Origin of the sequence: Amycolatopsis eburnea, from assembly GCF_003937945.1 — a bacterium.
Taxonomy (GTDB): domain Bacteria; phylum Actinomycetota; class Actinomycetes; order Mycobacteriales; family Pseudonocardiaceae; genus Amycolatopsis; species Amycolatopsis eburnea.
This window is the reverse complement of sequence record NZ_RSEC01000063.1, coordinates 410,215-434,958: the sequence shown is the minus strand read 5'-3', so window position 1 is coordinate 434,958 and position 24,744 is coordinate 410,215. Positions and strand designations below refer to the sequence as shown.

Sequence of the window (24,744 nt, the reverse complement as noted above, 5' to 3'; positions counted from 1 at the left end):
ACGTTCGCCGTACCTGGGAACAGTCTCCTCCATCCACGCGGGCGTTACGGTGACCGCGAACCGTCATGATCGACGTCCGGTAGGTTCGCCGGATGCGACAGCAGTTCCTGGGGGCGCTCATCGGCGCCGCGTTCGGCGCCGTGTTCGTCCTGGTCAACTCCGGTCCCCCGCTGCCCGCCGCGCTCGGCTGGGTGCTGCGTGCCCTCGCCGTGCTCGCGCTCGCGGCCGTGGTGGTCCTCGGTCTGCGCGCGGGCGGGCGGCCGACGCTCGAGGGGCGGCCGGTGTTCGGGCCGAGCTACCGGGTCATCGTCATCGGCGAGGTCGTGCTGCTGGTCGCCGGGTTCTTCGTGCTGACCCTGCTGGAAGCGCCGGTGGAGGCCAACGTCGCCTGGATCGCCACGATCGTCGGGCTGCACTTCGTCGCGCTGGCCTGGGCGTGGAAGACCCGGTCGATCCTGGTGGTCGGCGCGGTGCTGACCGTGCTCGGCGTCGTCGGTCTCGCCCTGCTCGGGAGCGCCGCGGCGTGGGTTCCCTTCGTCAGCGGCGTCCTCTCCGGGGTGACCCTGCTCGGCGGAAGCCTCTACGGCGTCCGCCGAGCCTGAGTCACGGGAGTCTCTGCCCGACGAACAGGCTGGCCGCCGCGCCGATCATCAGGATCAGCGTGCCCACGACCACCCACGGCTTGCTCGCGTCGGCGTCCTTGATCTCGTAGCCGATCTGCTCGCCGAGGTCCGCGTAGACCTTCTTCAGCTCCTCGGCGCTGGCCGCCTTGTAGAAGTCGCCGCCCGAGAGGCGCGCGATCTCGCGCAGCGACTCGTCGTCCACGCTCACCGGCTGGGCCTTGCCGTCGATGTCGACCGAGCCGTGCGTGGTGCCGAAGGAGATCGACGAGATCGGGACGCCGGCCTGCTTCGCCGCCTGCGCCGCCGTGTAGCCGCCGCGCGCCGCGTACAGGTCCTCCGGCACCGTCTGCTTGCCGTCCGACATCAGCACGATCCGGGCGGGTGGCGGTCCGTCGGCGCCGCCCACGACGGTGGAGAAGCTCTCCACCGACTGCAGGGCCGCGAAGATGCCCTCACCGGTCGCCGTCGACTGCGCCAGCTTCAGGTTCTCGATCGCCTTGATCACGCCGTTGCGGTCCGTGGTCGGGTTGACCAGCACCGTCGCCGTGCCCGCGAACGAGATCAGGCCGAGGTTGATGCCCGGCGTCATGTTCTGCGCGAACTGGGTCGCCGCGTCCTGCGCCGCCTTCAGCCGCGTCGGGGCGACGTCGGTGGCCTCCATCGACAGCGACACGTCGATCACCAGCATCACGGTGGCCCGGTTGCGCGGCACCTTCTGCTCGGCGGTCGGCCCCGCCAGCGCCACGGTGAGCAGCAGCAGCGACAGCACGATCAGCACCGCCGGCACGTGCCGGACCCAGCCCTGGCTCTTCGGCGCGACCCGCTCCAGCAGGTCGAGGTTCGCGAACCGCATGGTCCGCTTCCGCCGCGCCCGCTGGGCGAGCACGTACCCGACGGCGACCGCCGCCACGGCGATCAGCAGCAGGAACCACCACGGCGCGGTGAATCCGGTCAAACTCACGCCACACCCCCGGACCAGCGCCGCTTGCGGGCGACGACGAACCGCACCATGTCGGCGATCCAGTCGGCGTCCGTGCGCAGCGTCAGGTGCGCCGCACCCGCGCGGCGCAGGCCGGCCGCCACCTTCTGCCGGTGGGCGTGGGCCGCGGCCCCGAACTCCTTGCGCAGCAAGGCCGAAGCGTGCACTTCGCGCTGTTTCCCTGTCTCCGGGTCGGCCAGCACGACGGTGCCCACCTCGGGCAGGTCGACGTCGCGCGGGTCGAGGACTTCGATCGCGATCAGTTCGTGGCGCCCGCCCAGCGCCCGCAGCGGCCGCTCCCAGGACGTGTCGCCCAGGAAGTCGGAGATCACCACGGCCAGGCCACGCCGCCGCGGCGGACGGCGCAGCTGCTCCAGAGCGGCAGCGAAGTCGCCGCGGGTGCCCTCGGCCGCGCGCGGTGTCTCGGCCAGCTTCCGCACCAGCCCGCGCGCGTGGGCGAGGCCGCCGCGCGCCGGGATGCGGGTGGTGTCCGCGCCGGTCGAGACCAGCGCGCCGATCCGGTTGCCGCCGCCCCCGGTCAGGTGGGCGACCGCCGCGACCGCGCAGACCACCAGGTCGCGCTTTTCGCACAGCGCCGTGCCGAAGTCGAGGCTCGCCGACAGGTCGGCCACGACCCACGTCTCCAGCTCGCGGTCGGCCACGGTCTCGCGGATGTGCGGGGTCGTGGTGCGGGCGGTGACCGCCCAGTCCATCCGGCGCACGTCGTCACCGGGCTGGTACGGGCGGGCCTCCCCGGGCTCGGAGCCCGGCCCCGGCACCAGGCCGAGGTGGTTGCCCTGCAGCAGCCCGTCGAGCCGGCGGCGGACGTCGAGCTCCAGGGTGCGGAGCCCGGCCTCCATCCGGTCGCCGCGCAGGATCGGCGGCGCCCACGAAGGGCGTTCGCCCTTCTCGTTCTTCGCCATCGCCGGGTTACCTGACCGGCGCGCCCGCCGGGACCGGGCCGCCCTGGCCGGCCCCGCCCTGCGGCCGGGCCGAGACCTGCGGCAACGGCACGGTCTGCAGCACGCGCGTGATGATGTGGTCGATCGGCACGCCGTCGGCCAGCGCGTCGTAGGACAGCACGAGCCGGTGGCGCAGCACGTCCGGCACGACGTCGACGACGTCCTGCGGCAGCACGTAGTCCCGGCCGCGGACCAGGGCCAGCGCCCGGGCGGCGGCGATGATGCCGAGGCTCGCACGCGGCGAAGCGCCGTAGGACACCCAGCCGGCGACGTCGGCGAGGCCGTGCTCGTTCGGCGTGCGGGTGGTCAGCACGAGCCGCACGACGTAGTCCACGAGCGCGTGGTGCACGAACACCTGCGACGCGACGCCCTGCAGCCGGACCAGCTCGGCCGGGCTCAGCACCTCGTGCGGGGTGGGCGGGGCGACGCCCATCCGGTAGATGATCTCGCGCTCTTCCTCGGCCGTCGGGTACTCGACGACGATCTTGAACAGGAAGCGGTCGCGCTGCGCTTCGGGCAGCGGGTACACGCCCTCGTTCTCGATCGGGTTCTGCGTGGCGAGCACGAGGAACGGGTCGGGCATCGGGAACGTCTGCCCGCCGATCGACACGTGCCGCTCGGCCATCACCTCGAGCATCGCCGACTGCACCTTGGCGGGCGCGCGGTTGATCTCGTCGGCGAGCACGAAGTTGGCCACGACCGGGCCGAGCTCGACGTCGAACCGCTCGGCGCCCTGGCGGTAGATCCGGGTGCCGAGGATGTCGGCGGGCACCAGGTCGGGGGTGAACTGGACGCGGGAGAACGACCCGCCGACGACCCGCGCGAACGTCTCGACGGCGAGGGTCTTCGCCACGCCGGGCACGCCTTCGAGCAGCAGGTGGCCCTTGGCCAGCAACCCGACCAGCATCCGCTCGACCAGGCGGTCCTGGCCGACGATGATCCGCTTGACCTCGAACACGGTCCGCTCCAGCAACTGGGCGTCCCGCGCCGGTGTCGCCTGCTGGCCGTTCCCGCCCTCGGCGTAGCCGGGCTCGGTCACTCTGCCTCCTCGAAAGTTCGTGCGCCGCCCCCGCGACGGTGATCACGCGGTGCGACCGTACTGCGTCCCCCGGCCGTTCGTCTCATCCGGCACGCGAACGCACGGCTTGCCCCGGGAGTAGCCAACACCTTCCCCGGTGTGACATCTGTGAAGCTGCCCTCAGCGGTGGCGCTCGAGATCTTCGGGCGTGTCGATATCGTCCGATTCGCCCCGTTCCGCCGGGACCTCCGTGACGCTCAGCCCGCCCAGCACCCGCCGCAGCGCCGCGTTCTCCACCTGCTCGGGCAACGCCGCCCGCAGGGCCGCCACCCGCCACGCGCCCAGCAGCCACTGCCGGGACCCGCCGGCGTCCACCAGGACCGCGCCGTCGCCGTCGCCGACCGCCGCGACCAGGCGGTCCACTGTGGACCGGCGGACGCCCGGGAGGTCGGCCGCCAGCACGACGACCGTCCCGACGTCGTCCGGGACGAACGCGAGGCCGGCCGCCAGTGCCGCGACCGGCCCGGTGCCGGGCACCGGTTCCCGGGTCCACACGACGTCGAAGCCGGGCCGCCGCGGGCCGACCGCGACCACGCGCCCGGCGCCGGAGAGGGCGTGGATCGCGCGGGTCAGCAACGGCTTCCCGCCCACCGAAAGCGCCGGCTTGTCCACACCGGACAGTCTGCGGGCCGATCCCCCGGCCAGCACGATCCCCGCGTACCGCATCCCGGGAATCTAGCCCATACTGTGACGCGTGTCCTACACCGTCGAGCCCCGCGTAGACGCCTACATCGACGCCCTGCCCGCGTGGCAGCAGGCGATCTGCCGGGAGGTCCGCGAGCTGGTCCACGCCGCGGACCCCGAGGTCGTCGAGACCATCAAGCGCACCCGGCAGCCCTACTTCGTGCTCGAGGGCAACATCTGCGCCCTGCTGGCGGCGAAGGACCACGTCAACGTCTTCGTCTACGACGGCGGCATCGTGCCCGACCCCGAAGGCATCATCACCGCCGGGCACGACAACAAGACGGCCCGCACGGTCGCCTTCCGCGAAGGCGAGCCGATCAACGCGCCCGCGCTCACCGCGATGTTCCGGCAGATCATCGCCAACAACCGGGCCGGGGGCTGGCGCAAGCTCAAGCGCGACGGGCAAGCCTGACCTCAGCGGCCGAGCACCAGGTACGCCAGGCCCAGCACGCCCCGGTAGTCGCGGACGTACTGCCGCTGCCGCTCGTCCAGCCAGTCCCGCACCTCCGCGGCCCGCGGATCGGCCGGGTTCGCCAGCACCCACTCCTGCCAGGCCAGCTTCGACGTCGACTCGAAGTCGTCCCATTCCAGCTGGTCGGCGGTGCTGACGTGCAGCACCCGCCAGCCGGCGCCGGCCGCGGCGTCGAGCAGCCCGGGCAGGGTCAGGGTGTCCGGCCCGAAGATCTCCAGCGCGGCCGGGTTCGGCGGCGTGGCCCAGAAGCCGTCGCCGTAGAGCACCCGGCCCGAGGGCACCACCCGAGCCAGCTTCGCGAGCGCCGCCTCGGCCGAGCCGAACGCGTGTGCCGCGCCGACGCAGAACGCCCGCTCGGCGGTCCCGTCCCAGGTCGCCGCGTCCGCCTCGGTGAACTCCACCGCCAGGCCGCGCTCGCGAGCCGCCGCCCGGCCGCGTTCGAGGCCGGTCGGGTCGGTGTCGACGCCGGTCGCGCGCAGGCCCGGCACCCGGGCGGCCGCGCGCAGCAGCAGCTCACCCCAGCCGCAGCCGAGGTCCACGAGGTGGCCTGCCCCGAGCGCCATCCGGTCGAGCAGCAGCGAAGCGTGGGCCTCGGACAGGGGCGTGTTCCAGCGCATCTGCGACCGCCGCAGCGCGTTCAGTTCGTCGTCCACGCGGCCGATCCTGTCGCCCGGCCCCGAGCGCGTCGAACGGATTTCAGCCGATCAAGCGGGTCGCGTACGGCATGATCCCGCCGTAGCGGACCGGCGCGACCCGGACGCGCAGCCCGGACTGCGGGGCCTCGACCATCTGCCCGCCGCCCAGGTAGAGCGCGACGTGGTGGATGCCGCCCGCGCCGCCCCAGAACAGCATGTCGCCGCGGCGCATCTGGGACAGCGGGACCCGCCGCCCCGCCGTGTACTGGTAGCCGCTGTAGTGCGGCAGGCCCTTGACCCCGGCGAAGGCGTAGATCATCAGGCCGGAGCAGTCGAAGCCGATCTTGTTGTAGTCGCCGTAGCGGTCGGCGACGCCGCCGTCGCGGATGCCGCGGGTCGGGCCGCTCGCGTTGCCGCCGCCCCACGCGTAGGGCAGGCCGACCTTCGACAGCGCCCGGGCGATGACCGCTTCGATCGACGACCCGGCCGGACCGGACGCCGGCTTGCTCGCCGGGCGCCCGCCACCGCCGTCGCCGGAGGAGGCGAGCGCGGCCTGGCGGGCGCGTTCCTCGTCCTCGCGCTGCTTCTGGGCGAGCCAGTCCTGGTAGCGCTGGCGCTGGCCCTGCAGGCCGCTGACCTTGGCCTGCGCGGCGTAGAGCTGCTGCTCGACGTCGGACTTGTTCTTCTCGAGCTGGGCGTTCTGCGTGGCCTGGCTGTCCTGCGCGCTGATCGCCCTGGCCTGCGCGGCGTCGGCGCTGGTCTTGGCCTGCCGGGCCGCGTCCTGCTTCTGCTGCGCGATCTCCGCGGCCTTGCGGGCCGCCGAGTCCTTGTTCGACTTCGCCGTCTGCGCCTGCTGGAGCCGGTCGAGGGCGTTGAGCCGGTCGCCGCCGACGGCGTCGAGCAGCTGCGCGCGGGCCAGCATGTCCTTCGGGCTGTCGGCACTCAGGTACGCCGAGAGCGAGCCGACCGTGCTCCCCTGCTGGAAGCTCGCGGCGGCGAACGTCTTCAGGTCGGCGCGGGCCTTCTCGATGGCCGCGGCGGCAGCGTCGGCCTCGGTCCGGGCGGCCTTCGCGTCGTTCTCCGCCTGCGCCGCGGCGTCCTGCGCGGCCTGCAGGTCGACCAGGGCCTTGTTGGCCTCTTCCTGCTTCAGCTCGACGTCGTCCTGCAGCTGCGACAGCTTCTGCTCGGCCTGGGCCAGCTGGTTGGTCAGCCGGCCGACCTCGCCGGCCTTCGCGTTGGCGTCGGCCTTGCTGTTGTTCAGCTCGGAGTCGCTCGGGTTCGGCGGCGGTGGCGGGACCGCCAGGCCGGTGCCGGCGAACCCGAACAAGATCACCAGGGTGAGCGCGCTCACGGTCAGTCCGCGACGGGCCCGCGGCACCCCCGGACCCCCACGCCGTCCCGCCACGACCGCCCACCTCCGCTCACCAGCGCACATCGCGCGTCACTGCAGTCACACCACTATCACAAGCATCACCGGAAACTTACACACCGTAGGCACCAATTCCCCTCATTGAGGGACCCTCGCCGCGGATGGCGCAGCCCACACCGCGTGTCGTCTTGTCCGTTAAACAGGACACGCGTACTGTTTGAGGCACCGCGAGGTGTGCCATCCCGAATCCGGTCCTACGGTGGGGGTGCGCAAGACTCGCCACCACCGAACCCGACCGAACTGACCCGGGACTCGACCGCCGCACCGGCGCGGAAGTCCATGCCACTGGAGTTAGACGTGACCGCACCTGCCAGCAAGGACAGCTTCGGCGCCAAAGACACGCTGAAGGTCGGCGACGCCTCGTACGAGGTGTTCCGCCTGAACAAGGTCGAGGGCGCCGAGCGGCTGCCCTACAGCCTGAAGATCCTGCTCGAGAACCTGCTGCGCACCGAAGACGGCGCGAACATCACCGCCGACCACATCCGCGCGCTCGGCTCGTGGGACCCCAACGCCGACCCGTCGATCGAGATCCAGTTCACGCCGGCCCGCGTGATCATGCAGGACTTCACCGGCGTGCCGTGCGTGGTCGACCTCGCCACCATGCGCGAAGCGGTCACCGACCTCGGCGGCGACCCCGACAAGGTCAACCCGCTCGCCCCCGCCGAGCTGGTCATCGACCACTCGGTCATCATCGACGTCTTCGGCCGCGCCGACGCCTTCGAGCGCAACGTCGAGATCGAGTACGAGCGCAACCGCGAGCGCTACCAGTTCCTGCGCTGGGGCCAGGGCGCCTTCGACGAGTTCAAGGTCGTCCCGCCGGGCACCGGCATCGTGCACCAGGTCAACATCGAGCACCTCGCGCGCACGGTCATGGCCCGGGGCGGCCAGGCCTACCCCGACTCCTGCGTCGGCACCGACTCGCACACCACCATGGTCAACGGCCTGGGCGTGCTGGGCTGGGGCGTCGGCGGCATCGAGGCCGAGGCGGCCATGCTGGGCCAGCCGGTGTCGATGCTGATCCCGCGCGTCGTCGGCTTCAAGCTGACCGGCGAGATCCCCGCCGGCGTCACCGCCACCGACGTCGTGCTCACCATCACCGAGATGCTGCGCAAGCACGGCGTGGTCGGCAAGTTCGTCGAGTTCTACGGCGAGAGCGTCGCCCAGGTGCCGCTGGCCAACCGCGCCACCATCGGCAACATGAGCCCGGAGTTCGGCTCCACCGCCGCGATCTTCCCGATCGACGACGAGACCGTCCGCTACCTCAAGCTGACCGGCCGCTCGGCCGAGCAGGTCGCGCTGGTCGAGGCCTACGCCAAGGAGCAGGGCCTCTGGCACGACCCGTCGCACGAGGCGTCCTACTCCGAGTACCTCGAGCTGGACCTCTCGACGGTCGTCCCGTCGATCGCCGGCCCGAAGCGCCCGCAGGACCGCATCGAGCTGTCGGACGCGAAGTCCTCGTTCCGCAAGTCGATCCACGACTACGTGGACGGCGAGCAGGTCACCCCGCACACCAAGGTCGACGAGGCCGTCGAGGAGTCCTTCCCGGCTTCCGACCCGGCCGCCCTGTCGTTCAAGGACGAGGACGCGGTCGACCTCCAGTCGGCGGCCAACGGCGGCAGCGGCCGTCCCTCGAAGCCGGTCAAGGTGTCCAGCGCGGACCGCGGCGAGTTCGTCCTCGACCACGGCGCCGTGGTGATCGCCTCGATCACCTCGTGCACCAACACCTCGAACCCGTCGGTCATGCTCGGCGCCGCGCTCCTCGCGCGCAACGCGGTCGAGAAGGGCCTCGCGGTCAAGCCGTGGGTCAAGACGTCGATGGCGCCGGGCTCGCAGGTCGTCACCGACTACTACACCAAGGCCAACCTGTGGCCGTACCTGGAGAAGCTGGGCTACCACCTGGTCGGCTACGGCTGCACCACCTGCATCGGCAACTCCGGCCCGCTCTCGGACGAGATCTCCGCGGCCATCCAGGAGAACGACCTCACCGCGGTCTCGGTGCTCTCGGGCAACCGGAACTTCGAAGGCCGGATCAACCCCGACGTGAAGATGAACTACCTCGCGTCGCCGCCGCTGGTCATCGCCTACGCGCTGGCCGGCACGATGGACTTCGACTTCGCGAACCAGCCCCTGGGCCAGGACGAGAAGGGCCAGGACGTCTTCCTGAAGGACATCTGGCCGACCGCGCAGGAGATCCAGGAGACCATCGACTACGCGATCACGCAGGAGATGTTCTCCAAGGACTACGCCGACGTCTTCGACGGTGGCGAGCGCTGGAAGTCGCTGCCCACCCCGGAGGGCAAGACTTTCGAGTGGGACACCGAGTCCACCTACGTCCGGAAGCCCCCGTACTTCGAGGGCATGACGCCGGAGCCGGCGCCGGTCACCGACATCACCGGCGCGCGCGTGCTGGCGAAGCTGGGCGACTCGGTCACCACCGACCACATCTCCCCCGCCGGCGCGATCAAGCCGGGCACCCCGGCCGCGCAGTACCTGACCGAGCACGGCGTGGAGAAGAAGGACTTCAACTCCTACGGCTCGCGGCGCGGCAACCACGAGGTGATGATCCGCGGCACGTTCGCGAACATCCGGCTGCGCAACCAGCTCCTCGACGACGTGCAGGGCGGCTACACCCGCGACTTCACGCAGGAGGGCGCCCCGCAGGCGTTCATCTACGACGCGGCGCAGAACTACGCGGCGGCGGGCACCCCGCTGGTCGTGCTGGGCGGCAAGGAGTACGGCTCCGGTTCGTCGCGCGACTGGGCGGCCAAGGGCACGTCCCTGCTGGGCGTCCGCGCGGTGATCACCGAGTCGTTCGAGCGCATCCACCGCTCGAACCTGATCGGCATGGGCGTCATCCCGCTGCAGTTCCCGCAGGGCGAGTCGGCCTCGTCGCTGGGCCTGGACGGCACCGAGACGTTCGACATCGCGGGCATCACGAAGCTGAACGACGGCGAGACCCCGCGCACCGTGCACGTCACCGCCACCAAGGAGGACGGCTCCAAGGTGGAGTTCGACGCGGACGTCCGCATCGACACCCCGGGTGAGGCGGACTACTACCGCAACGGCGGCATCCTGCAGTACGTGCTGCGGAAGATGACGCAGGCGTAAGGGTTTTCCCCCGAAAGGGCCTCCCCGCTCGGTCGAGCGGGGAGGCCCTTTTCGTCACGCTGGCACGGCTTCCCAGCGCACGCTGGACACCGACGGCTCCAGCGAAAGCCGCGACACGGCGGCTTCCATCTGGGCGTCGTCGCGCTGGTCGCCGACCAGCTCGGCGCGGACCTCGACCGTGCGGTCCTCGCGGTCCGTGCTCAGCACCGACAGCAGGCGGAAGTCCGTGCGGGTCAACGACTGCACGAGCAGCGCCCGCACGTGCGCCTCGGTCGCGTCGCGCGTGACGGCCTGGAACGCGTACCGCGTCGGCGTCTCGTCGCCCGAGTCCGGGCGGCGGTCGACGACGCGGCCGAGCGGCCGCAGCACCACGTTCACCCCGACCACGACGGCCGTCCCGGCCGCCGCGACCGCGTACAGGCCCGCTCCGGCCAACGCGCCGACCGCCGCCGAGCACCACAGCGTCGCCGCGGTGTTGAGGCCGCGGACGTTGAGGCCGTCCCGCATGATGACCCCGGCGCCGAGGAACCCGATGCCCGACACGATCTGGGCGGCCACCCGGGTCGGGTCGGCGTCGCCGCTCGTGGTCAGGCCGCCGAAACCGTGCGCCGACAGCAGGACGAACAAGGTCGCGCCCACCGCGACCAGTGCGTTGGTGCGCAGCCCGGCCATGCGGGCGCGGAACTGGCGCTCGACCCCGATGACGGCACCCAGGCCGACGCCGGCGCCGACGCGCAGCAGCATTTCGAAGATGGTCATGAACCGGCTCTTTTCCGGCGTGCGCGCACTGCCGGACAGGGGCGGCCGGACTCAGCCCAGCGGGAAACCCCCGGTGAGCGCGCGCCCGGCCGTCCGATGACTGTCCGCTGGCATGTGCCGCTCACCTCGCTTCCCGTACTCGTGTTGATCAAGCTTCGCCAGCGTACCCGACGAAGCCGGGGTGACGCCCGTGAGCGTCACCCCGGTCACGTCAGCCCTGGGCCGCCGTCTCGAACGGCTGGACGTTCGGCTGGAACACCTGCCCGTTGGCCGGGACCTTCAGGTCGGTCAGGTAGTCCGCCACCGCCTTGTCGACGCCGAGGGCGTCACCGAGGATGCAGTGGCCGAACGCGTCGACCGACAGGAGGCGGGCGTTGCCCAGCTCCTGCGCCATCCGCTGGGCGAACTTGTACTGCGTCGCCGGGTCGTAGTAGTTGCCGACCACGACGACCGGGACGTCGGTCTTGGCCCGCCACGGGCCGCGGTAGACGTCCGGCTTCTTCGCCGGCCACACCGGGCAGCCCGCCGTGTCCGCGAACGCCTGGTAGCGGCCGAAGGTGGGCGATTCACGCTCCCACTGCGCCGCGATGCCCGGCACCTGCTCCTGCTTGATCCGGAACGGCTTGTCCGAGCAGTTGACCGCGAAGTACGAGTCGTCGCTGGTGTACGGGCTGTCCGGGTTCTGGTCGGCCAGGCCCTGCTTGCCCGGGGTGAGCGCCTTGAGCGGCTTGGCCTGCAGCGCCTGGGCCTGCGCGCCCGCCGGGTGGAGGGCGGTGTAGAGCGCCTGCAGGTCCTCGGCCAGGCCGGGGAACGCCGACGGCGAGTACAGGACGCTCGAAACGCCGCCGGTGAACTGGTTGATGTCGACCGTGCCGCCACCGGGGATGGTGATCGGCTGCTTGCGCAGGTGCTCGCGGAGCTCGTCGAACTTCGCCCGCGGGTCGCCGTCGCTGAACGCGCACTTCGCGCCAGCCTGGTCGCACCGCTTGAGGAAGCCGTCGAGGGAGAGCTCGAAGCCCTGCGCGCGTTCGCGGTCGTACTGCACGCCGTCGCTGGTGCGCAGCGCCGGGTCGACGTTGCCGTCGATCACGATGGCCCGCGACTGCTTCGGGAACATCGAGGTGTAGGTCGAGCCGATCAGCGTGCCGTAGGAGAAGCCGACGAAGGTCAGCTTCTGGTCGCCGACCGCCGCGCGCAGCGTGTCGAGGTCGCGCACGACGTCCTTGGTGGACATGTGGTTGAGCAGCGAGCCCGCGTTGTTCTTGCAGAACTGCCCGTAGTCGCGGTAGCTGGCCAGCGTCCCGGAGATCTGGGCACGCGACAGCGGTACCGCGATCTGCGCGGAGAAGACCTCGTCCGCGTCCTCCTGGGTGGTGAAGCAGCGCAGCGGGTTGCTCTGCCCGACGCCGCGCGGGTCGAACCCGACGAGGTCGAAGCGGTCGAGGACCTGCGGCTGGAAGTAGTACTGGCCGCTGATCGGCATCCGCAGGCCGGACCCGCCCGGTCCGCCCGGGTTGAGGAACAGCGAGCCGACGCGCTTGTCCGGCGTACGGGCCGCGCGCTTGAGCAGCGCGATGTCGATGGTGCCGAGCGCGGCGTTGTCGTGGTCGATGGGCACCCGGTAGCGGGCGCAGCTGTAGTACTTCACCTGGTCCGCGGGCACCCCGGCGAGGGTGGCGGCCGAGCAGGTGCCCCAGTTCGGCGCGGCGGTCGCCCCGACGACCGCCGGCTTGACCGCGGCTTCGGTGGCCGCCGCGGCGGTCCCCACCGTCCCGGCCGTGCCGAGCCCGGCCACGAGTGCCCCGGCCAGCGCGAACGAGCGTATCCGGCCCCTGGTGGATCTCCGCAAGACGTCTCCTCCCTAGATCACGCATCCACCGCGCGTCCAGGACGTCACGGCGCGTTACCCGGGTGAGACTGGCACAAACCGGCGAAAGCCGTCACCGGCCAAAAGGATGGTGGGAACCTACCCGGCGACCGTGGTGAGCAGGAAAACCGGCAACGGGCGGCCGGCTTCCCGCTGCTCCATCGCGTACCCCGGCCAGAACGCCAGCAGCTCCCGCCACATCGCGTCGTACTCGGCGCCGGTCAGCTCGCGCGCCACGACCTCGACGGGCCGCCCGGCGAGCGCGACCCGCGCCTTCGGGTTCGCGCGCAGGTTCAGCGCCCACGCCGGGTCGTGGCGGCGGCCCCAGTTGGACGCCGTCAGCACGAAGGCGTCGCCGTGCGGGTAGTAGAGCAGGTTGGTGCTGCGCGCCAGCCCGCTCTTGCGGCCCGTCGTCGTGAGGCGCAGCGACGGCAGCCCGGCGAGCGCCACGAGGCTCACCCGGCCGCCGAACGCCTTGTGCAGTTTCTTGTCCGCCCACACGACGAACCGCGCCGTGCGCATCAGCCACGGCTTCGTGCCGACGGCCCGGGCCAGGGCCCGAAGAGGATTAGCCACGCACGGATCTTGCCAGGCTCACCCCGAACCGCTGCTGGGAGTCGGTCCACCAGTGCGCCAGCTCGAACCCGGCGGCGGCCAGTTCCGCTTCGACGCCGGACGGCCGGAACTTGGCGGAGATCTCCGTGCGGACGTGCTCCCCTTCGGCGAAGCGCACCGTCAGGCCGGCGCCCGGGATCTCGACGGTGAGCGCGCGGCGGGCCCGCAGGCGCATCTCGATCCACTCGTTTTCCGCGTCCCAGTGCGCAACGTGGTCGAACTCGTCGGTGTCGAAGTTCGCGCCGAGCCGGGCGTTGATCACCCGCAGCACGTTCTTGTCGAACTCCGCGGTCACGCCCGCGGCGTCGTCGTAGGCGCGTTCGAGGATGCCCGCGTCCTTGACCAGGTCGGTGCCCAGCAGCAGCCACTCCCCTTCGTCGAGGACGTCGCGAACCGACCGCAGGAAGGCCCCGCGCTCGGCGGGCAGGAAGTTGCCGATGGTGCCGCCGAGGAACGCCACCACCCGGGGCTGGCCGCCGGGCAGCAGGGCCAGGTGCTGGGTGAAGTCGCCGACGACGCCCCGGACCGTCAGCCCCGGGTAGTCGGCCGAGATCGCTTCGGCGGCTTCGGCGAGCGCCGACTCGGAGACGTCGAGCGGGACGAACGCCTCCAGCGTGCCGTGCGCGGTGAGCGCGTCGAGCAGCAGGCGGGTCTTCTCGCTCGAGCCGGAGCCCAGCTCGACGAGCGTGTGCGCGCCGGTCAGCTCGGCGACGTCGCCGGCGTGCGCGGCCAGCACCTCGCGCTCGCTGCGGGTCGGGTAGTACTCCGGCAGCTGGGTGATCTTCTCGAACAGCTCGCTGCCTTCGGCGTCGTAGAACCACTTGGGCGGCAGCCACTTGCGCTCCGCGGTGAGCCCGGCGACGACGTCCGCGCGCAGTTCCGCGGTGACGGCGTCGCCGGAGCGGTGGTGGTCGAGATCGACTTCGGTCATGGGTTCTCCTGGGTCAGGGGAAGCAGTTCGACGCCGGCCGCGGTGGCGCGCACGGCGTGGTGGTCGGGGACGGGCCGCCAGCGCGGGTCGCCGTCACAGGGTTCGGACGACAGCAGCACCCCGGCCGGGGTCTCCAGCAGGGACAGCGCGTGCGTCCAGGCCGTGCCGATGAGGGTCGAGCCGTCGGTGAGCAGGAAGTTGAGCCGGGAGCCGGGTGCGGCCGCTTCGACGGCGGCGGTCAGCGCCGCCACCGCCGTCAGCGGGTCCTCGCCCGTGGCGAGCCGGGCCCGCAGCAGGGCCCAGAGCACCGCCGAATCCGTCGGTGCCTCCAGGGTCAGCAGCTCGGTGATCGGCAGGGTCTTGGCCAGTTCGGCCAGCGAATCCGGGTAGCCGCGGACGACGCCGTTGTGGCTGAACAGCCACGGCCCGGCGGTGAACGGCGCCGCGGCCGCCTCGGTCACCGGCATGCCGGTGGTGCCGTTGCGGACCGCGGCGACGAACGCGCCCGAGGTGACCGCCGCCGCCAGCGGCGGCAGCGTCTCGTCCGTCCACAGTGGAGTCGAGCGGCGGTGGCGCAGCGGCGGCGAGCCCGGGCCGGGGTACCACCCCAGCCCGAACCCGTCGGCGTTGACGGAGCCGCCGCCGCGCATGTCCGCCGGCGCGTAGGACTGCACCAGCAGCGAATGCGGCGCGCGGAAGAGCACCTCGGCGGGCGAGACCGGCTCGCCGAGGTAGCCGATGTGGCGGCACATGCGCCTACCCCACCTCGCCGGGTGCCGCGTCGCGGGCGGTCCGGAAGCCGGCGAAGATCTGCCGCCGGATCGGGTAGTCCCAGTTGCGGAACGTACCGCGGATCGCCGCCGAGTCGGTGCCGAACGAGCCGCCGCGCAGCACCTTGTACTCCGGCCCGAAGAACACCTCCGAGTACTCCCGGTACGGGAAGGGCGCGAAGCCCGGGTAGCCGTGGAAGTCGCTGCTCGTCCACTCCCAGACGTCGCCGATCAGCTGGTGCGCGCCGGTCGGCGACGCGCCGGCCGGGTACGCGCCCACGGGTGCCGGGCGCAGGTGCCGCTGGCCGAGGTTGGCGTGCTCGGCACCCGGCTCTTCGTCGCCCCAGGGGAACCGGCGCGACCGGCCGCTCGCCGGGTCGAACCGCGCCGCCTTCTCCCACTCCGCTTCGGTCGGCAGCCGCCGCCCGGCCCAGGCCGCGTAGGCCTCGGCCTCGTAGTAGGAGACGTGCACGACCGGCTCGTCGGCGGTGATCCGCTCGTACACCCCGAAGCGCGTCCGCCACCAGCCGTCCTGCTCCCGCTGCCAGAACCGCGGTGCGGTGATGCCGTGCTCGGTCCGGTACGCCCAGCCCGCCGGGCTCCACCACCGCTCGTCGTCGTACCCGCCGCCGTCCAGGAACGCGACGTACGCCCCGCAGGTGACCGGGACGGTGTCCAGCCAGAACGCGTCGACCGCGACCTCGTGCGCCGGGCGCTCGTTGTCCAGCGCCCACGGCTCGGCCGACGTGCCCATGGTGAACGCGCCGCCCGGCACCAGCACCTCGGCCGGCAGGGCGCCGGCGCGGGACGGCGGCGGCTCCGGCGCGTGCAGCACCGGGTCGCCCTTGCGCAGCTGGTGGGTGGCCAGCATCGTCTCGTCGTGCTGCTGCTCGTGCTGGGTGATCATGCCGAAAGCGAACGCCCGCTCGGTCAGCCTGCTGCCCTGCAGCGGCACGCGCTCCAGCACGTCGAACGCCTTCTCGCGGACCTGCTTGACGTAGGCGCGAGCCTCGGCCGGGCCGAGCAGCGGCAGCTCCGGCCGGTCGGCCCTGGCGTGCTGGAAGGCGTCGTAGATGTCGTCGATGTCCGGGCGCAGCGGCTCCCGGCCGCCGACGTCGCGGACCAGCCACAGCTCTTCCTGGACGCCGATGTGCGCCAGGTCCCAGACCAGCGGCGACATCAGCTTGGAGTGCTGGCGGACCAGGTCCTCGTCGTCGACCGCGTCGGTCAGCGCCACGCTGCGCGACCGCGCCCTCGTCAGTGCTTCGGCGGCACGGGCGCGCAGGTCCTGCGCGCTCAGCTCGTCCAGTGCTTCTGCCTCTGTGCTCATGCTTCGCTCCTCGATCGGGACACGCGCCCCTGCACGCTCTCGCTGATCTCGGTGATCGATTCGGCCGCCAGCCCGGTCTCGCCCAGCTCGGCGCAGCCGAGGTCGGCCAGCGCGGCCGCCGCGGCGGCCAGCCCCGGATCCTGCAGGCCGCACCGCGCCGCGGTGGTCCACCGGCCCGCCACCGGCGCGCACAGGTCGAGCACCTTGTCCACGGTGGCCGGGCGGGCCAGCAGCGCGGAGACGAGCGCGACCGGCGGCAGCCACGCGCTTGGCGGCTGCGCGTCGAGGTACCGGATCTCCAGGTACCCCTGCGGGCGGACCGGGGTGAACATCGTCGTCAGGTGGTAGTCGAGGTCCGCCGAGGTCGGCTTCGGCAGCAGGGCGGCCGCGCCCCTGCCGTCGATCCAGTCGGCGAACGTCAGCCCCTCCGGGGCGTCCCACGGCCGGTCGCCGCGGGGCAGCACCAGCAACGGCGTGTCCATCAGGCGGGCGGCCCACTCCGCCGCGGGTTCGCCCGCGACGCGTTCGGTGCGCGACCGGACCGCTTCGGTGTCGTGCACCGCGAGCCAGCGGGCCGAAGCGAACCCCGTGTCGCGCCCGGCGTGGACGCGGGAATTGGCGAAGAGGGCCAGCAGCGGCGGGCCCATGGCGTGCGCGGCCGCCCAGCGGAAGGCGAGCTGGTCGGCCTCCCCCGCGTCGACGCACACCTGCAGGCCCGCGGTGCTGCACATCATCGTGAGGCCGCCGGGGCCGATCGCCGCGAACCGGCGTTCCATCGCCGCGTAGCGCGGCGTGCGCAGGACCCGGCGCGGCGCGCGGTGCGCGTCGATGCCGGTTTCGCCGAGTTCGAGCCCGTGCCGGGCGAGGAGGGTGCGCAGGTGGCGCAGATCGGCCGAGACGACCGCGTCGAGGTCGCGGAGCGTGGCCTGGGGAGGACTGGAGATTTCGACCTGGCAGCCGGGTTCGAGGCTGACCGGGCTGCCGGCCGGGAGTGGCGTGGCGGGGCTGTCGGGACGCAGTGTCCGCGGGGTGTGCGCGCCCAGCGCCGTGGCCAGTACGTCGGGATCGAGGGGTCTTGCCGGGTCGTCGGCGTGGTGCACGGTGAATTCCAGCTCCACGCCGATCAGGCGGGGCGGGCCGTGCTTGAAGCACACCGATGCCACGTACGCCTCCCCGGCCGCGCGGTCCGCGAGGACCCGTGCGGTCTGGTTGGACGCACTGCCCGACTTCTCGGGAAAATCGTGCATCGTAGACGCTTCTGTCATGTCCGTTTCCTGGTTCCGTGTGGTGGAACTTCTTGACTTCGGACGCTACACGCGGGGTACGACAAATTCAGGGCTCGTCTTGCCCCGCAGGACGGTTTCACCACTCCGTAAGAACCCGCGGATCAGGGCAAAGCGGACTCCGTGCCCAGGCCCAGTTCGGCCGCCGACGCGCGCACGGCCTCGATCACCAGGTGCAGCGCGGGCAGCCGGGACGCGGTGCGCCGGTAGGCGATCGACACCGTCCGGAGCAGCGGGGTGGTGAGCGTGACGACGTCGATCCCGGGCGGCCGCAGCAGGCGCAGGCCGAGGTCCGAAACCAGGGTGATGCCCAGGCCCGCGCCCACCATCGCCATCGCCGTCGACTGCTCTTCGACCTCGTGGTTGATCTTCGGGGCGAAGCCGTGCCGCTGGCAGGCGGTGCGCATCGCGCGGCCGAAGTGCGACTTCGCGCTCGCCAGGATCCACGGGTGCTCGGCGAGGTCGTCCAGCGACGCCGACCCCGAGGGCACCGCGCCCCGCGGCACCGCGGCGTGCAGGCGTTCCACGGCCACGACCGCGCGCTCCAGCCCGGGGTCCCACGCCGTCGGCGCGTCGGAGTAGTCGATGACGAACGACAGGTCGAGGCTGCCGTCCCGGACGGCTTCGGCGGTGTCCTCCGGCGCCAGTTCGCGGGTGCGCACCTCGATGCCGGGGTGCTCGCCGGCCAGCGCGGTCAGCGCCGTCGGGAGCAGGCCGGAGGCCACCGACGCCCACACCCCGGCGGTCAGCCGGACCGTGCGCGACTCCTGCGCCTCCTCGAGGGCGAGCGTGGCGCGGTCCACCGAGCCGAGGATCTCCTCCGCGTGCTCCGTCAGGAGCTTGCCCAGCTCGGTCAGCTGGACGCGGCGGCCGAGCCGTTCGAACAGCTTCGCGCCCACGTCGCGTTCCAGCTGCGCGAGCTGCTGCGAAACCGCCGAAGCGGTGTAGTGCAGCGCGGCGGCCGCCGCGGTCACGGTGCCCCGGCGGTGCAGCTCGCGAAGCATCCTCAAGCGGTGCAACGAAAGCTCCATACACAAAACCTAAACGAGATCGTGCAGGTTCGTTAAATGGACGCGGCCGCCACCCGGAGCGCACTCTCGTGGAGGCGGCCGGGACGGGCCGCCCCGGACTTCCCTGGAGGTGAGTGGCCTGATGACCCCGCGCAACGCCGAACCGCTGATGCGGCTCACGTGGACCGATTCCGTCACCGGCGCGCACGGCTACCTGGTCGTGCACAGCTTGGTCTCGGGCGTCGCCACCGGCGGCACCCGGATGCGGGCGGGCTGCACGATGACCGAGGTGGAGGACCTCGCCCGGGGCATGGCCAACAAAACCGCTACCTTCAACCTGCCGGTCGGCGGGGCCAAGGGCGGCATCGACTTCGACCCGAAGGACCCGCGCGCGTTCGGCGTCCTCAAGCGGTTCTGCTCGTTCCTGCGGCCGTGGCTGGACGCGCACTGGGTGACGGCGGAGGACCTCGGCGTCCCGCAGCACCTGATCGACGAGGTGTTCGCCGAGCTCGGGCTGGAGCAGTCGTACCACGCCGCGATCCGCCGTTCGGCCGACCCGGCCCGCACCCTGCGCCGGGTGCAGGCGGGCCTCAACGCCCCGGTACCCGGCGGGCTGCTGCTCGGCGACGTCGTCGGCGGCTACGGCGTGGCGCAGTCCTGCCTCGGCGTCGCGGCGGCGTGGGACTGGGACGTCGCCGAGACGACGGTGGCCATCCAGGGCATCGGCACCATGGGCGGCGGCGCGGCCTGGTACCTGCACGAAGCGGGCATGAAGGTGGTCGCGGTGGCCGACGCCGCCGGCACGCTCTACGACCCGGTCGGACTCGACGTCCCGGCCCTGCTGGAGCTGCGCGACCGCTTCGGCGAGGTGGACCGCTCGCGGCTGCCGGCCGGCGTGCGTGCACTCCCCCGCGAGACGATCGTCGGCATCGACGCGGACATTTTCGTGCCGGCCGCGATCTCCTACGCGCTGCGCCCGGACAACGAAAACCTCGTCAAGGCCTCGGTGGTCGTCGAAGCGGCCAACGCGGCGACGACCCCGGAAGCGGAAGCGGCCCTGTCCGCGCGCGGCGTCGCGGTCGTGCCGGACTTCGTGGCGAACGCGGGCGCGGCGGCGTGGGCGTGGTGGCTGCTGCTCGGCGAGGTCGGCGCCGACCCGGCCGACTCGTTCCTGCGGCTGCGCACCGAAATGCAGGCGAAGGTCGCGCTGCTGCTGGCCGACTGGCGGATGGACCGGCTGCCGCTGCGCGTCACCGGCCTCCGGCTGGCCGAGGCCAACCGGGCCCGGCGCACCGAAGCCGCGCTCGCCCCGGAGGGCGAGCCGCAGCTGCTCATCCCCTAGCGGTCCGCGAAGCGGTCGGTCGCGCCGATCAGGACGTCCTGCATCGACGCGGCCGACACCGTGTGCCCGACGTCGTCCAGCATGACCAGCTCGCTGCCGGGCCAGGCGTGGTGCAGCAGCCAGGGCGTGCCCACGATGTTGCTCGTGTCCAGCACGCCCTGGGCCAGCACGGCGGGGATGCCCGCGAGCTTGCCCGCCTCGCGCAGGATCTCGCCGTCGGGCAGGAACGCGCGGTTGCTGAAGTAGTGCGTGACGAGCCGGGCGAAGCACAGCCGGTACGCCGGGTCCTCGAAGACGTCGTGCGGCGGCACCCCGGGGAGCATGGCGTCTTCCCAGGCGCACCAGTCGTCGGCCGCCTTCTGGTGGATCGCCGGGTCCGGGTTCATGAGCAGCCGGTGGTAGGCGGCGGACAGGTCGCCGTCGCGCTCGCCTTCCGGGACGCCCTCGCGGAACTTCGCGAAGCCCTCCGGGAAGTACGCGCCGAGCCCGCGGATGAGCATCTCGATTTCGAGGTGGCGATCGGTCGCCAGGCCCATCAGGACGATCTCGCTGACCCGGTCGGTGTGGCGCAGGGCGTAGGCCAGGCTGAGCACCGAACCCCAGGAACCCCCGAACAGCAACCACTTTTCGATGCCGAGGTGCTCGCGCAGCCGTTCGAAGTCCGCCACCAGGTGGTCAGTGGTGTTGGCGGAGAGGTCGGCGACGGGCTCGCCGGCGTACGGGGTGCTGCGCCCGCAGCCGCGCTGGTCGGCCAGAACGATGCGGTAGCGCGCCGGGTCGAAGAACCGCCGGACGTTCGCCGAGCAGCCGGAGCCGGGCCCGCCGTGCACGACGAGCGCCGGCTTGCCGGCCGGGTTCCCGCAGGTTTCCCAGTAGATCTCGTGGCCGTCGCCGACGTCGAGCTTGCCGTGGTCGTACGGTTCGATCTCGGGGTACAGCATCGGCACGCCCTTTTCAGTTCAGGGTCTGGGCCAGCTCGTCCAGCGTCTCGGCCAGCTCCCGCGGGCCCGCCGGCCCGATGTGGATGACGGCGTCGTCGCCCGACCCGGTCGTGTAGCTGAGGTAGCGGCCCCAGTCCGTGTCGGCGTAGTGCAGTGGCTGCTGCAGGCAGCTGTGCCGGCCGACGTCGTCGCGCTTGCCGACGTAGAGCTCACCGCTGCCCGAAACCGGCCGCTGCACGAGGCTGACGACGTCGGCGACCGCCGGGGCCAGCGGGTACGCCTCCTGGCCGCGGCGGGCGGCCTCGGCCAGGTCCGCGACCCGGACGGTGCGCGGGTGCCCGCCGCCGGGCCCGACCGGCGGCAGCTGCTCGACGAGGGATTCGGCGAGCCGGTTCCGGTCGATCTCCTGCACGCCGACGTGGGTGCCGTCGGAGACCGCGAGGATCGCCTGCAGCCCTTTGGCGGCGGCGAGCACGCCGTAGGTCTGCCCTTCGACGCCGACCCAGCCGTAGCACTCCCGCGCGGGGCTGACCAGCAGCGGGAGCCAGTCGAGGAAGTCGACGGTGACCCGGCCGCGCACGTCGACGAGCCCGGCTTCGGCCAGCGCGGCGTCGACCCTCTTGCCGGCCTCGTCGCGTTCCTCGTCCGACAGCCAGATCGGCTCCGGCCGCAGGGTGATGTGCAGCTGGCCCGCCTGTTCGCGCTCGGCCAGCGCGGCCAGCGCCTCGACCGGAACGTCCACCCGGCCTGTTGCCACGTCCACCCGCCTACTCGCCGATGACCGGCGGACTGGTCCGCTGGTCGGTCCCGAAGATCGCGTCCGGGTCCGCCTCGATCAGGAAGTCCGGCCGCTGGTGCTCATCATCTTCCTCGCCCTCGCCGCGCCGGCCGCCGGGGCCCATCGCCCCCATCTGCCCGCCGCGCCCGGCCGCCGACCGCGCCGCGGCGGCTTCCGCGGCGGCCGCGTTGCCGAGCCCGCCCATGCCGGAACCACGCCCGCTGCCGAGCCCGCGCTCCCCCGCGGCACCGCTCCCGCCGCCGGTCCCGCTGCCACTGCCACCGCCGATGGCCCGCCCGTTCGAGTCGAGCAGCCGGCTGCCGGCGTTGGCCGGTCCGCGCCCGTTCGACGTCGGGTCGTTGCCGAAGGTGTTCGAGTAGTTCTGGCCGCCGCCCCCGCCGGTGTTGGTCGGGTAGAAGTCGATCCCCCCGGTCCCGGGCGGGTTCCCACCGGGCCGTTCGGTCGTCTGCCCGGGCCGCGTGGTGGTCGGGCGGCCGGTGCCGGTGGTGTGGGTTTCGTCCCCGGGCCGGTCGGTCCCGCCGGGCCGATCGGTCCCCCCGGGCCGGTCCGTGCCCCCGGGCCGGTCGGTACCACCCGGGCGGTCGGTCCCGCCGGGGCGGTCGGTGCCGCCGGGCTGATCGGGACCGCCGGTGTGGCCGGGATCGACGCTGGAGGTCGTGGTGTGGTCGCCGCTGCCGGGGTCGCCACCCCCGTTTTCGGGGTACCACCGGTTCTTGTCGGTCGGCTCGACGATCTTCCCGGGCCCGGTCGGGGTGTTCACGGCGATGGCGGCACCGTCGGACTCGAGGACGCCGTAGTCGGTGGGCAGGATCGACCGGGTGCTGCTGGTGACGTTGCTGTACTGGTCCATGACGCGGACGTTGGTCTCGTTGGCCGCGTTGTACTTGGCCATCCCGGCCTGGTAGCTGTCGATGTCGTCCTTGGCCATGAAGGGCCCGGCGATCGGGATGGCGGCTTTGAGGCCGGTGGTCCAGGGGTTGGGCTTGTCGGGCTTGGGCGGGATCTCGACAACGGAGTTGCTGGAGGTGTCGAAGACGGCGGCCTGGGTGTCTACGGACGCGCGGGTGACGTCGAGCGGCTCGGCGGTCTCGGCGAAGGCCTGCTCGAGGGGACCGGCCCCGGCGTTGGCGGCGTTGGCGGCATCGCCGGTCCACGCCTGCTTCATCCGGTCCTGCAGGGCCTTGATCCCCTCAGCCCGGTCCATGTAGGCGCCGGAAAGCTTCGCGACCTCGTCGGCCGCGTTGCGGAGGCCGGTGGTGTCCCCTTGTCTGAAGTTGTCGTAGATCTGCTTGCCGTCCACTCGTCATGCCCCCTTGAGTGTGGTGATGATCGCGCCGGCCACCTGCTGGGCCGCGGCGCAGGAATCGTCCGCGCCCTCGTAGCCACCGGCGTACACGTTGATCGCGAGGTCGTCGGCGACGCCGACGTCGAGCACGCAGTTGCCGATCGGGCGCCGGTCCCGCTTGTCGACGTAGATGGCCGGGTAGCCCTGGACCTCGGGCGCGGGTTCCAGGAACGGGAACTGCCCGCTGTCGTGCGCGCCGTACAGCCCCGCCAGCCCGCCGAGGCCGTTGTCGCGGTTCCCGGTACCGATGATGACCTGCATGCTCACGCCCTCACCGGAGATCCGCCAGCTGCAGCCCGGACCGGAAGCGCCGAGGCCGTTGTCCTGGGCCTGGACATCCCCCGGGTCGGTGAACCGGAGCGACGAGAGCACCGACGACGGCACGATGTCGCACGGCTTGGAAACGTATTTCGAAACGTCGAGAGGGCTGGCCACCTTCGGCACGTCCGGGTTGGCGGACGCGCTCGAAGACGCCGTTTCGCTCGGCGCGGGGGTGGCTGTCCCGGTCTTCTCCGGGGAGCACCCGGCGAGCAAAAGGGAAGCGGCCACGGCGCCGGCCGCGGCACGGGCGATCACGCGCACGCTCACACCGTCCGGAAGGGGTCGGCCATGCCCTGGTCGGTGGCGACCGTCTTGGTCTGCGCTTCCTTGAGCTTCTTGATGTAGCCCTGGACGTACTTGCGCATCGAGTCGTTCTGCGTCTGCAGGGCGGTGATGGAGTCGATCGTCGTCGACGCGTAGCCGCCGCTGACCGCGTCCTTGCCGGGTGCCTGGACCAGGTTGCTGATCAGCTGGATCTTGTCGCCGTCCTTGACGATCTTGTCCAGCTCGTCTTCCCAGAGGCCGATCACCGAGGCGAGCTCCTCGGGGTCCATCTTGAACTGGCCACCCCCGCCGCCACCGCCGCCGTAGACGCGGCCTCGCTCGCCCAGGATGTCGCCACCCCAAACCGCCTGGACCGCCTGTCCGGCTTCGCCGATGATCACGACCAGCACCTTCCCCTCAGTTCACCCACCGTGATGTGGCAAAGACTAGCCAACCGTCTCACTCCGTGTCAGCGAATCGCCGCAACGTTCAGACGATGAGGGTGACGATCCGGTTCCCGCGCACTCCGGGTCACAGTACGTACGTACGGATTGCGAAACTCCGGTCCCCGGTGTCAGGATTTCAGGATGCCACGCGTAAGCCAGGATCACCTCGACGCACGCCGGCGCCAGATCCTCGACGGCTCGCGCGTCTGCTTCGCGCGCTACGGCTACGAAGGTGCCACAGTCCGGCGGCTGGAGGAAGCCACCGGGCTGTCGCGCGGGGCCATTTTCCACCACTTCCGCGACAAGGAGTCGCTCTTCCTCGCCCTCGCCGAGGACGACGCCGTCCGGATGGCGGACGTCGTGGCCGAGCAGGGGCTCGTGCAGGTGATGCGCGACCTGCTCGCCGGGGGCGACCACCCGGCCGACTGGCTCGGGACGCGGCTCGAGGTGAGCCGCCGGCTGCGCACCGATCCCGAGTTCCGGGGCCGCTGGGCCGAGCGCTCCGAGCAGCTCACCACCGCGACCCGGCTGCGGCTGCTGCGCCAGCGCGACGCCGGGAACCTGCGCGACGACGTCGACGTCGACGTCCTGACCGCCTTCCTCGAGCTCGTCCTCGAAGGCCTCGTGTCCCACCTGGCGATGGGCCTGCCCGCCGCCGGGCTGGGGCCGGTGCTCGACCTCGTCGAGGAGACCGTGCGGCGGCACCGCCAGACGACGGCCTGAGCTGTCCGACACACCGATATCGCCAGCG

At 72.1% G+C, this 24,744-nt stretch carries 24 protein-coding genes; 5 read left to right on the top strand and 19 right to left on the bottom strand.

Annotation, left to right across the window (positions count from 1 at the left end; translation table 11 throughout):
- Positions 1-92: 92 nt before the first annotated feature.
- The gene (locus tag EIY87_RS45725; RefSeq protein ID WP_125316334.1) at positions 93-602 is read left to right on the top strand and encodes a hypothetical protein; all 510 of its coding nucleotides are present in this window, start codon (positions 93-95) and stop codon (positions 600-602) included.
- A 1-nt stretch (position 603) separates the two neighbouring features.
- Here EIY87_RS45725 and EIY87_RS45720 read toward each other — a convergent pair whose 3' ends face one another.
- The 4 genes from EIY87_RS45720 to mobA all read right to left on the bottom strand — a co-directional run bounded on the left by EIY87_RS45720 (position 604) and on the right by mobA (position 4,308).
- Positions 604-1,584, bottom strand: a complete 981-nt coding sequence (locus EIY87_RS45720) for a VWA domain-containing protein (protein ID WP_125316333.1) — start codon at positions 1,582-1,584, stop codon at positions 604-606.
- On the bottom strand, positions 1,581-2,525 hold the full coding sequence (locus tag EIY87_RS45715) for a DUF58 domain-containing protein (RefSeq protein ID WP_125316332.1): 945 nt from the start codon (positions 2,523-2,525) through the stop codon (positions 1,581-1,583). The genes EIY87_RS45720 and EIY87_RS45715 overlap by 4 nt, the downstream gene beginning before the upstream one ends.
- Before the next feature lie 7 nt (positions 2,526-2,532).
- Positions 2,533-3,603 (bottom strand): AAA family ATPase, encoded by a 1,071-nt coding sequence (locus tag EIY87_RS45710; protein WP_125316331.1) that lies wholly within the window; start codon positions 3,601-3,603, stop codon positions 2,533-2,535.
- A 159-nt stretch (positions 3,604-3,762) separates the two neighbouring features.
- The gene (mobA, locus tag EIY87_RS45705) at positions 3,763-4,308 is read right to left on the bottom strand and encodes a molybdenum cofactor guanylyltransferase (RefSeq protein ID WP_125316330.1); all 546 of its coding nucleotides are present in this window, start codon (positions 4,306-4,308) and stop codon (positions 3,763-3,765) included.
- 28 nt (positions 4,309-4,336) lie between these two features.
- Between mobA and EIY87_RS45700 the strand changes: the two genes are divergently transcribed.
- A complete protein-coding gene (locus EIY87_RS45700) occupies positions 4,337-4,738 on the top strand; it encodes a DUF1801 domain-containing protein (protein WP_125316329.1) in 402 nt (133 codons plus the stop codon).
- 2 nt (positions 4,739-4,740) lie between these two features.
- Here EIY87_RS45700 and EIY87_RS45695 read toward each other — a convergent pair whose 3' ends face one another.
- Both EIY87_RS45695 and EIY87_RS45690 read right to left on the bottom strand, forming a co-directional pair.
- The gene (locus EIY87_RS45695; protein WP_125316328.1) at positions 4,741-5,451 is read right to left on the bottom strand and encodes an SAM-dependent methyltransferase; all 711 of its coding nucleotides are present in this window, start codon (positions 5,449-5,451) and stop codon (positions 4,741-4,743) included.
- Between the two features lie 43 nt (positions 5,452-5,494).
- Entirely contained in the window at positions 5,495-6,868 is a 1,374-nt protein-coding gene (locus EIY87_RS45690; RefSeq protein WP_191984517.1) for an NlpC/P60 family protein, read from the bottom strand.
- Between the two features lie 291 nt (positions 6,869-7,159).
- On the opposite strand from EIY87_RS45690, the gene acnA reads away from it, so the two are divergent.
- A complete protein-coding gene (gene acnA / locus EIY87_RS45685; RefSeq protein WP_125316326.1) occupies positions 7,160-9,970 on the top strand; it encodes an aconitate hydratase AcnA in 2,811 nt (936 codons plus the stop codon).
- Positions 9,971-10,024: 54 nt separating this feature from the next.
- On the opposite strand, the gene EIY87_RS45680 is transcribed toward acnA, so the two are convergent.
- From EIY87_RS45680 to EIY87_RS45645, 8 genes are all read right to left on the bottom strand, one after another.
- Positions 10,025-10,729: an MgtC/SapB family protein gene (locus EIY87_RS45680; RefSeq protein WP_125316325.1), complete on the bottom strand. Its 705-nt coding sequence runs from the start codon at positions 10,727-10,729 to the stop codon at positions 10,025-10,027.
- A gap of 211 nt (positions 10,730-10,940) precedes the next feature.
- A complete protein-coding gene (locus tag EIY87_RS45675) occupies positions 10,941-12,554 on the bottom strand; it encodes an alpha/beta hydrolase (RefSeq protein WP_125316416.1) in 1,614 nt (537 codons plus the stop codon).
- A gap of 141 nt (positions 12,555-12,695) precedes the next feature.
- Positions 12,696-13,118, bottom strand: coding sequence for a nitroreductase family deazaflavin-dependent oxidoreductase (locus tag EIY87_RS45670; protein ID WP_125316415.1), 423 nt, complete (start codon positions 13,116-13,118; stop codon positions 12,696-12,698).
- A gap of 46 nt (positions 13,119-13,164) precedes the next feature.
- Positions 13,165-14,142 (bottom strand): L-histidine N(alpha)-methyltransferase, encoded by a 978-nt coding sequence (egtD, locus tag EIY87_RS45665; protein WP_125316324.1) that lies wholly within the window; start codon positions 14,140-14,142, stop codon positions 13,165-13,167.
- The gene (gene egtC, locus EIY87_RS45660) at positions 14,139-14,894 is read right to left on the bottom strand and encodes an ergothioneine biosynthesis protein EgtC (RefSeq protein ID WP_125316323.1); all 756 of its coding nucleotides are present in this window, start codon (positions 14,892-14,894) and stop codon (positions 14,139-14,141) included. The genes egtD and egtC overlap by 4 nt, the downstream gene beginning before the upstream one ends.
- A 4-nt stretch (positions 14,895-14,898) precedes the next feature.
- On the bottom strand, positions 14,899-16,242 hold the full coding sequence (gene egtB / locus EIY87_RS45655; protein ID WP_125316322.1) for an ergothioneine biosynthesis protein EgtB: 1,344 nt from the start codon (positions 16,240-16,242) through the stop codon (positions 14,899-14,901).
- On the bottom strand, positions 16,239-17,507 hold the full coding sequence (locus EIY87_RS45650) for a glutamate-cysteine ligase family protein (RefSeq protein WP_125316321.1): 1,269 nt from the start codon (positions 17,505-17,507) through the stop codon (positions 16,239-16,241). Before EIY87_RS45650 ends, egtB begins: the two co-directional genes overlap by 4 nt.
- Before the next feature lie 122 nt (positions 17,508-17,629).
- A complete protein-coding gene (locus tag EIY87_RS45645; protein WP_125316320.1) occupies positions 17,630-18,556 on the bottom strand; it encodes a LysR family transcriptional regulator in 927 nt (308 codons plus the stop codon).
- 121 nt (positions 18,557-18,677) lie between these two features.
- Between EIY87_RS45645 and EIY87_RS45640 the strand changes: the two genes are divergently transcribed.
- Entirely contained in the window at positions 18,678-19,877 is a 1,200-nt protein-coding gene (locus EIY87_RS45640; protein ID WP_125316319.1) for a Glu/Leu/Phe/Val dehydrogenase dimerization domain-containing protein, read from the top strand.
- Here EIY87_RS45640 and pip read toward each other — a convergent pair.
- Genes pip through EIY87_RS45615 form a run of 5 tightly spaced genes read right to left on the bottom strand, consistent with a single transcriptional unit; the run spans position 19,874 to position 23,948 of the window.
- Positions 19,874-20,818, bottom strand: a complete 945-nt coding sequence (gene pip, locus EIY87_RS45635) for a prolyl aminopeptidase (protein WP_125316318.1) — start codon at positions 20,816-20,818, stop codon at positions 19,874-19,876. The genes EIY87_RS45640 and pip overlap by 4 nt on opposite strands.
- Before the next feature lie 13 nt (positions 20,819-20,831).
- Positions 20,832-21,560 (bottom strand): ESX secretion-associated protein EspG, encoded by a 729-nt coding sequence (locus EIY87_RS45630; RefSeq protein ID WP_125316414.1) that lies wholly within the window; start codon positions 21,558-21,560, stop codon positions 20,832-20,834.
- A 25-nt stretch (positions 21,561-21,585) separates the two neighbouring features.
- Positions 21,586-22,917: a hypothetical protein gene (locus EIY87_RS45625; protein WP_125316317.1), complete on the bottom strand. Its 1,332-nt coding sequence runs from the start codon at positions 22,915-22,917 to the stop codon at positions 21,586-21,588.
- Between the two features lie 3 nt (positions 22,918-22,920).
- Positions 22,921-23,550 (bottom strand): DUF3558 domain-containing protein, encoded by a 630-nt coding sequence (locus EIY87_RS45620; protein WP_125316316.1) that lies wholly within the window; start codon positions 23,548-23,550, stop codon positions 22,921-22,923.
- Positions 23,547-23,948, bottom strand: a complete 402-nt coding sequence (locus EIY87_RS45615) for a hypothetical protein (protein WP_125316315.1) — start codon at positions 23,946-23,948, stop codon at positions 23,547-23,549. Before EIY87_RS45615 ends, EIY87_RS45620 begins: the two co-directional genes overlap by 4 nt.
- Positions 23,949-24,134: 186 nt before the next feature.
- Between EIY87_RS45615 and EIY87_RS45610 the strand changes: the two genes are divergently transcribed.
- Entirely contained in the window at positions 24,135-24,716 is a 582-nt protein-coding gene (locus tag EIY87_RS45610; RefSeq protein ID WP_125316314.1) for a TetR/AcrR family transcriptional regulator, read from the top strand.
- The last annotated feature ends 28 nt before the right edge of the window (positions 24,717-24,744 follow it).

Coding starts and splice junctions, on each gene's coding strand:
- EIY87_RS45670 (WP_125316415.1), bottom strand. CDS start 13,118: ATGCGCACGGCGCGGTTCGTCGTGTGGGCGGACAAGAAACTGCACAAG.
- EIY87_RS45650 (WP_125316321.1), bottom strand. CDS start 17,507: ATGACAGAAGCGTCTACGATGCACGATTTTCCCGAGAAGTCGGGCAGT.
- egtD (WP_125316324.1), bottom strand. CDS start 14,142: ATGACCGAAGTCGATCTCGACCACCACCGCTCCGGCGACGCCGTCACC.
- pip (WP_125316318.1), bottom strand. CDS start 20,818: ATGCTGTACCCCGAGATCGAACCGTACGACCACGGCAAGCTCGACGTC.
- mobA (WP_125316330.1), bottom strand. CDS start 4,308: ATGCGGTACGCGGGGATCGTGCTGGCCGGGGGATCGGCCCGCAGACTG.
- EIY87_RS45680 (WP_125316325.1), bottom strand. CDS start 10,729: ATGACCATCTTCGAAATGCTGCTGCGCGTCGGCGCCGGCGTCGGCCTG.
- EIY87_RS45725 (WP_125316334.1), top strand. CDS start 93: ATGCGACAGCAGTTCCTGGGGGCGCTCATCGGCGCCGCGTTCGGCGCC.
- egtB (WP_125316322.1), bottom strand. CDS start 16,242: ATGAGCACAGAGGCAGAAGCACTGGACGAGCTGAGCGCGCAGGACCTG.
- EIY87_RS45640 (WP_125316319.1), top strand. CDS start 18,678: ATGACCCCGCGCAACGCCGAACCGCTGATGCGGCTCACGTGGACCGAT.
- egtC (WP_125316323.1), bottom strand. CDS start 14,894: ATGTGCCGCCACATCGGCTACCTCGGCGAGCCGGTCTCGCCCGCCGAG.
- EIY87_RS45715 (WP_125316332.1), bottom strand. CDS start 2,525: ATGGCGAAGAACGAGAAGGGCGAACGCCCTTCGTGGGCGCCGCCGATC.
- EIY87_RS45690 (WP_191984517.1), bottom strand. CDS start 6,868: ATGTGCGCTGGTGAGCGGAGGTGGGCGGTCGTGGCGGGACGGCGTGGG.
- EIY87_RS45610 (WP_125316314.1), top strand. CDS start 24,135: ATGCCACGCGTAAGCCAGGATCACCTCGACGCACGCCGGCGCCAGATC.
- EIY87_RS45645 (WP_125316320.1), bottom strand. CDS start 18,556: ATGGAGCTTTCGTTGCACCGCTTGAGGATGCTTCGCGAGCTGCACCGC.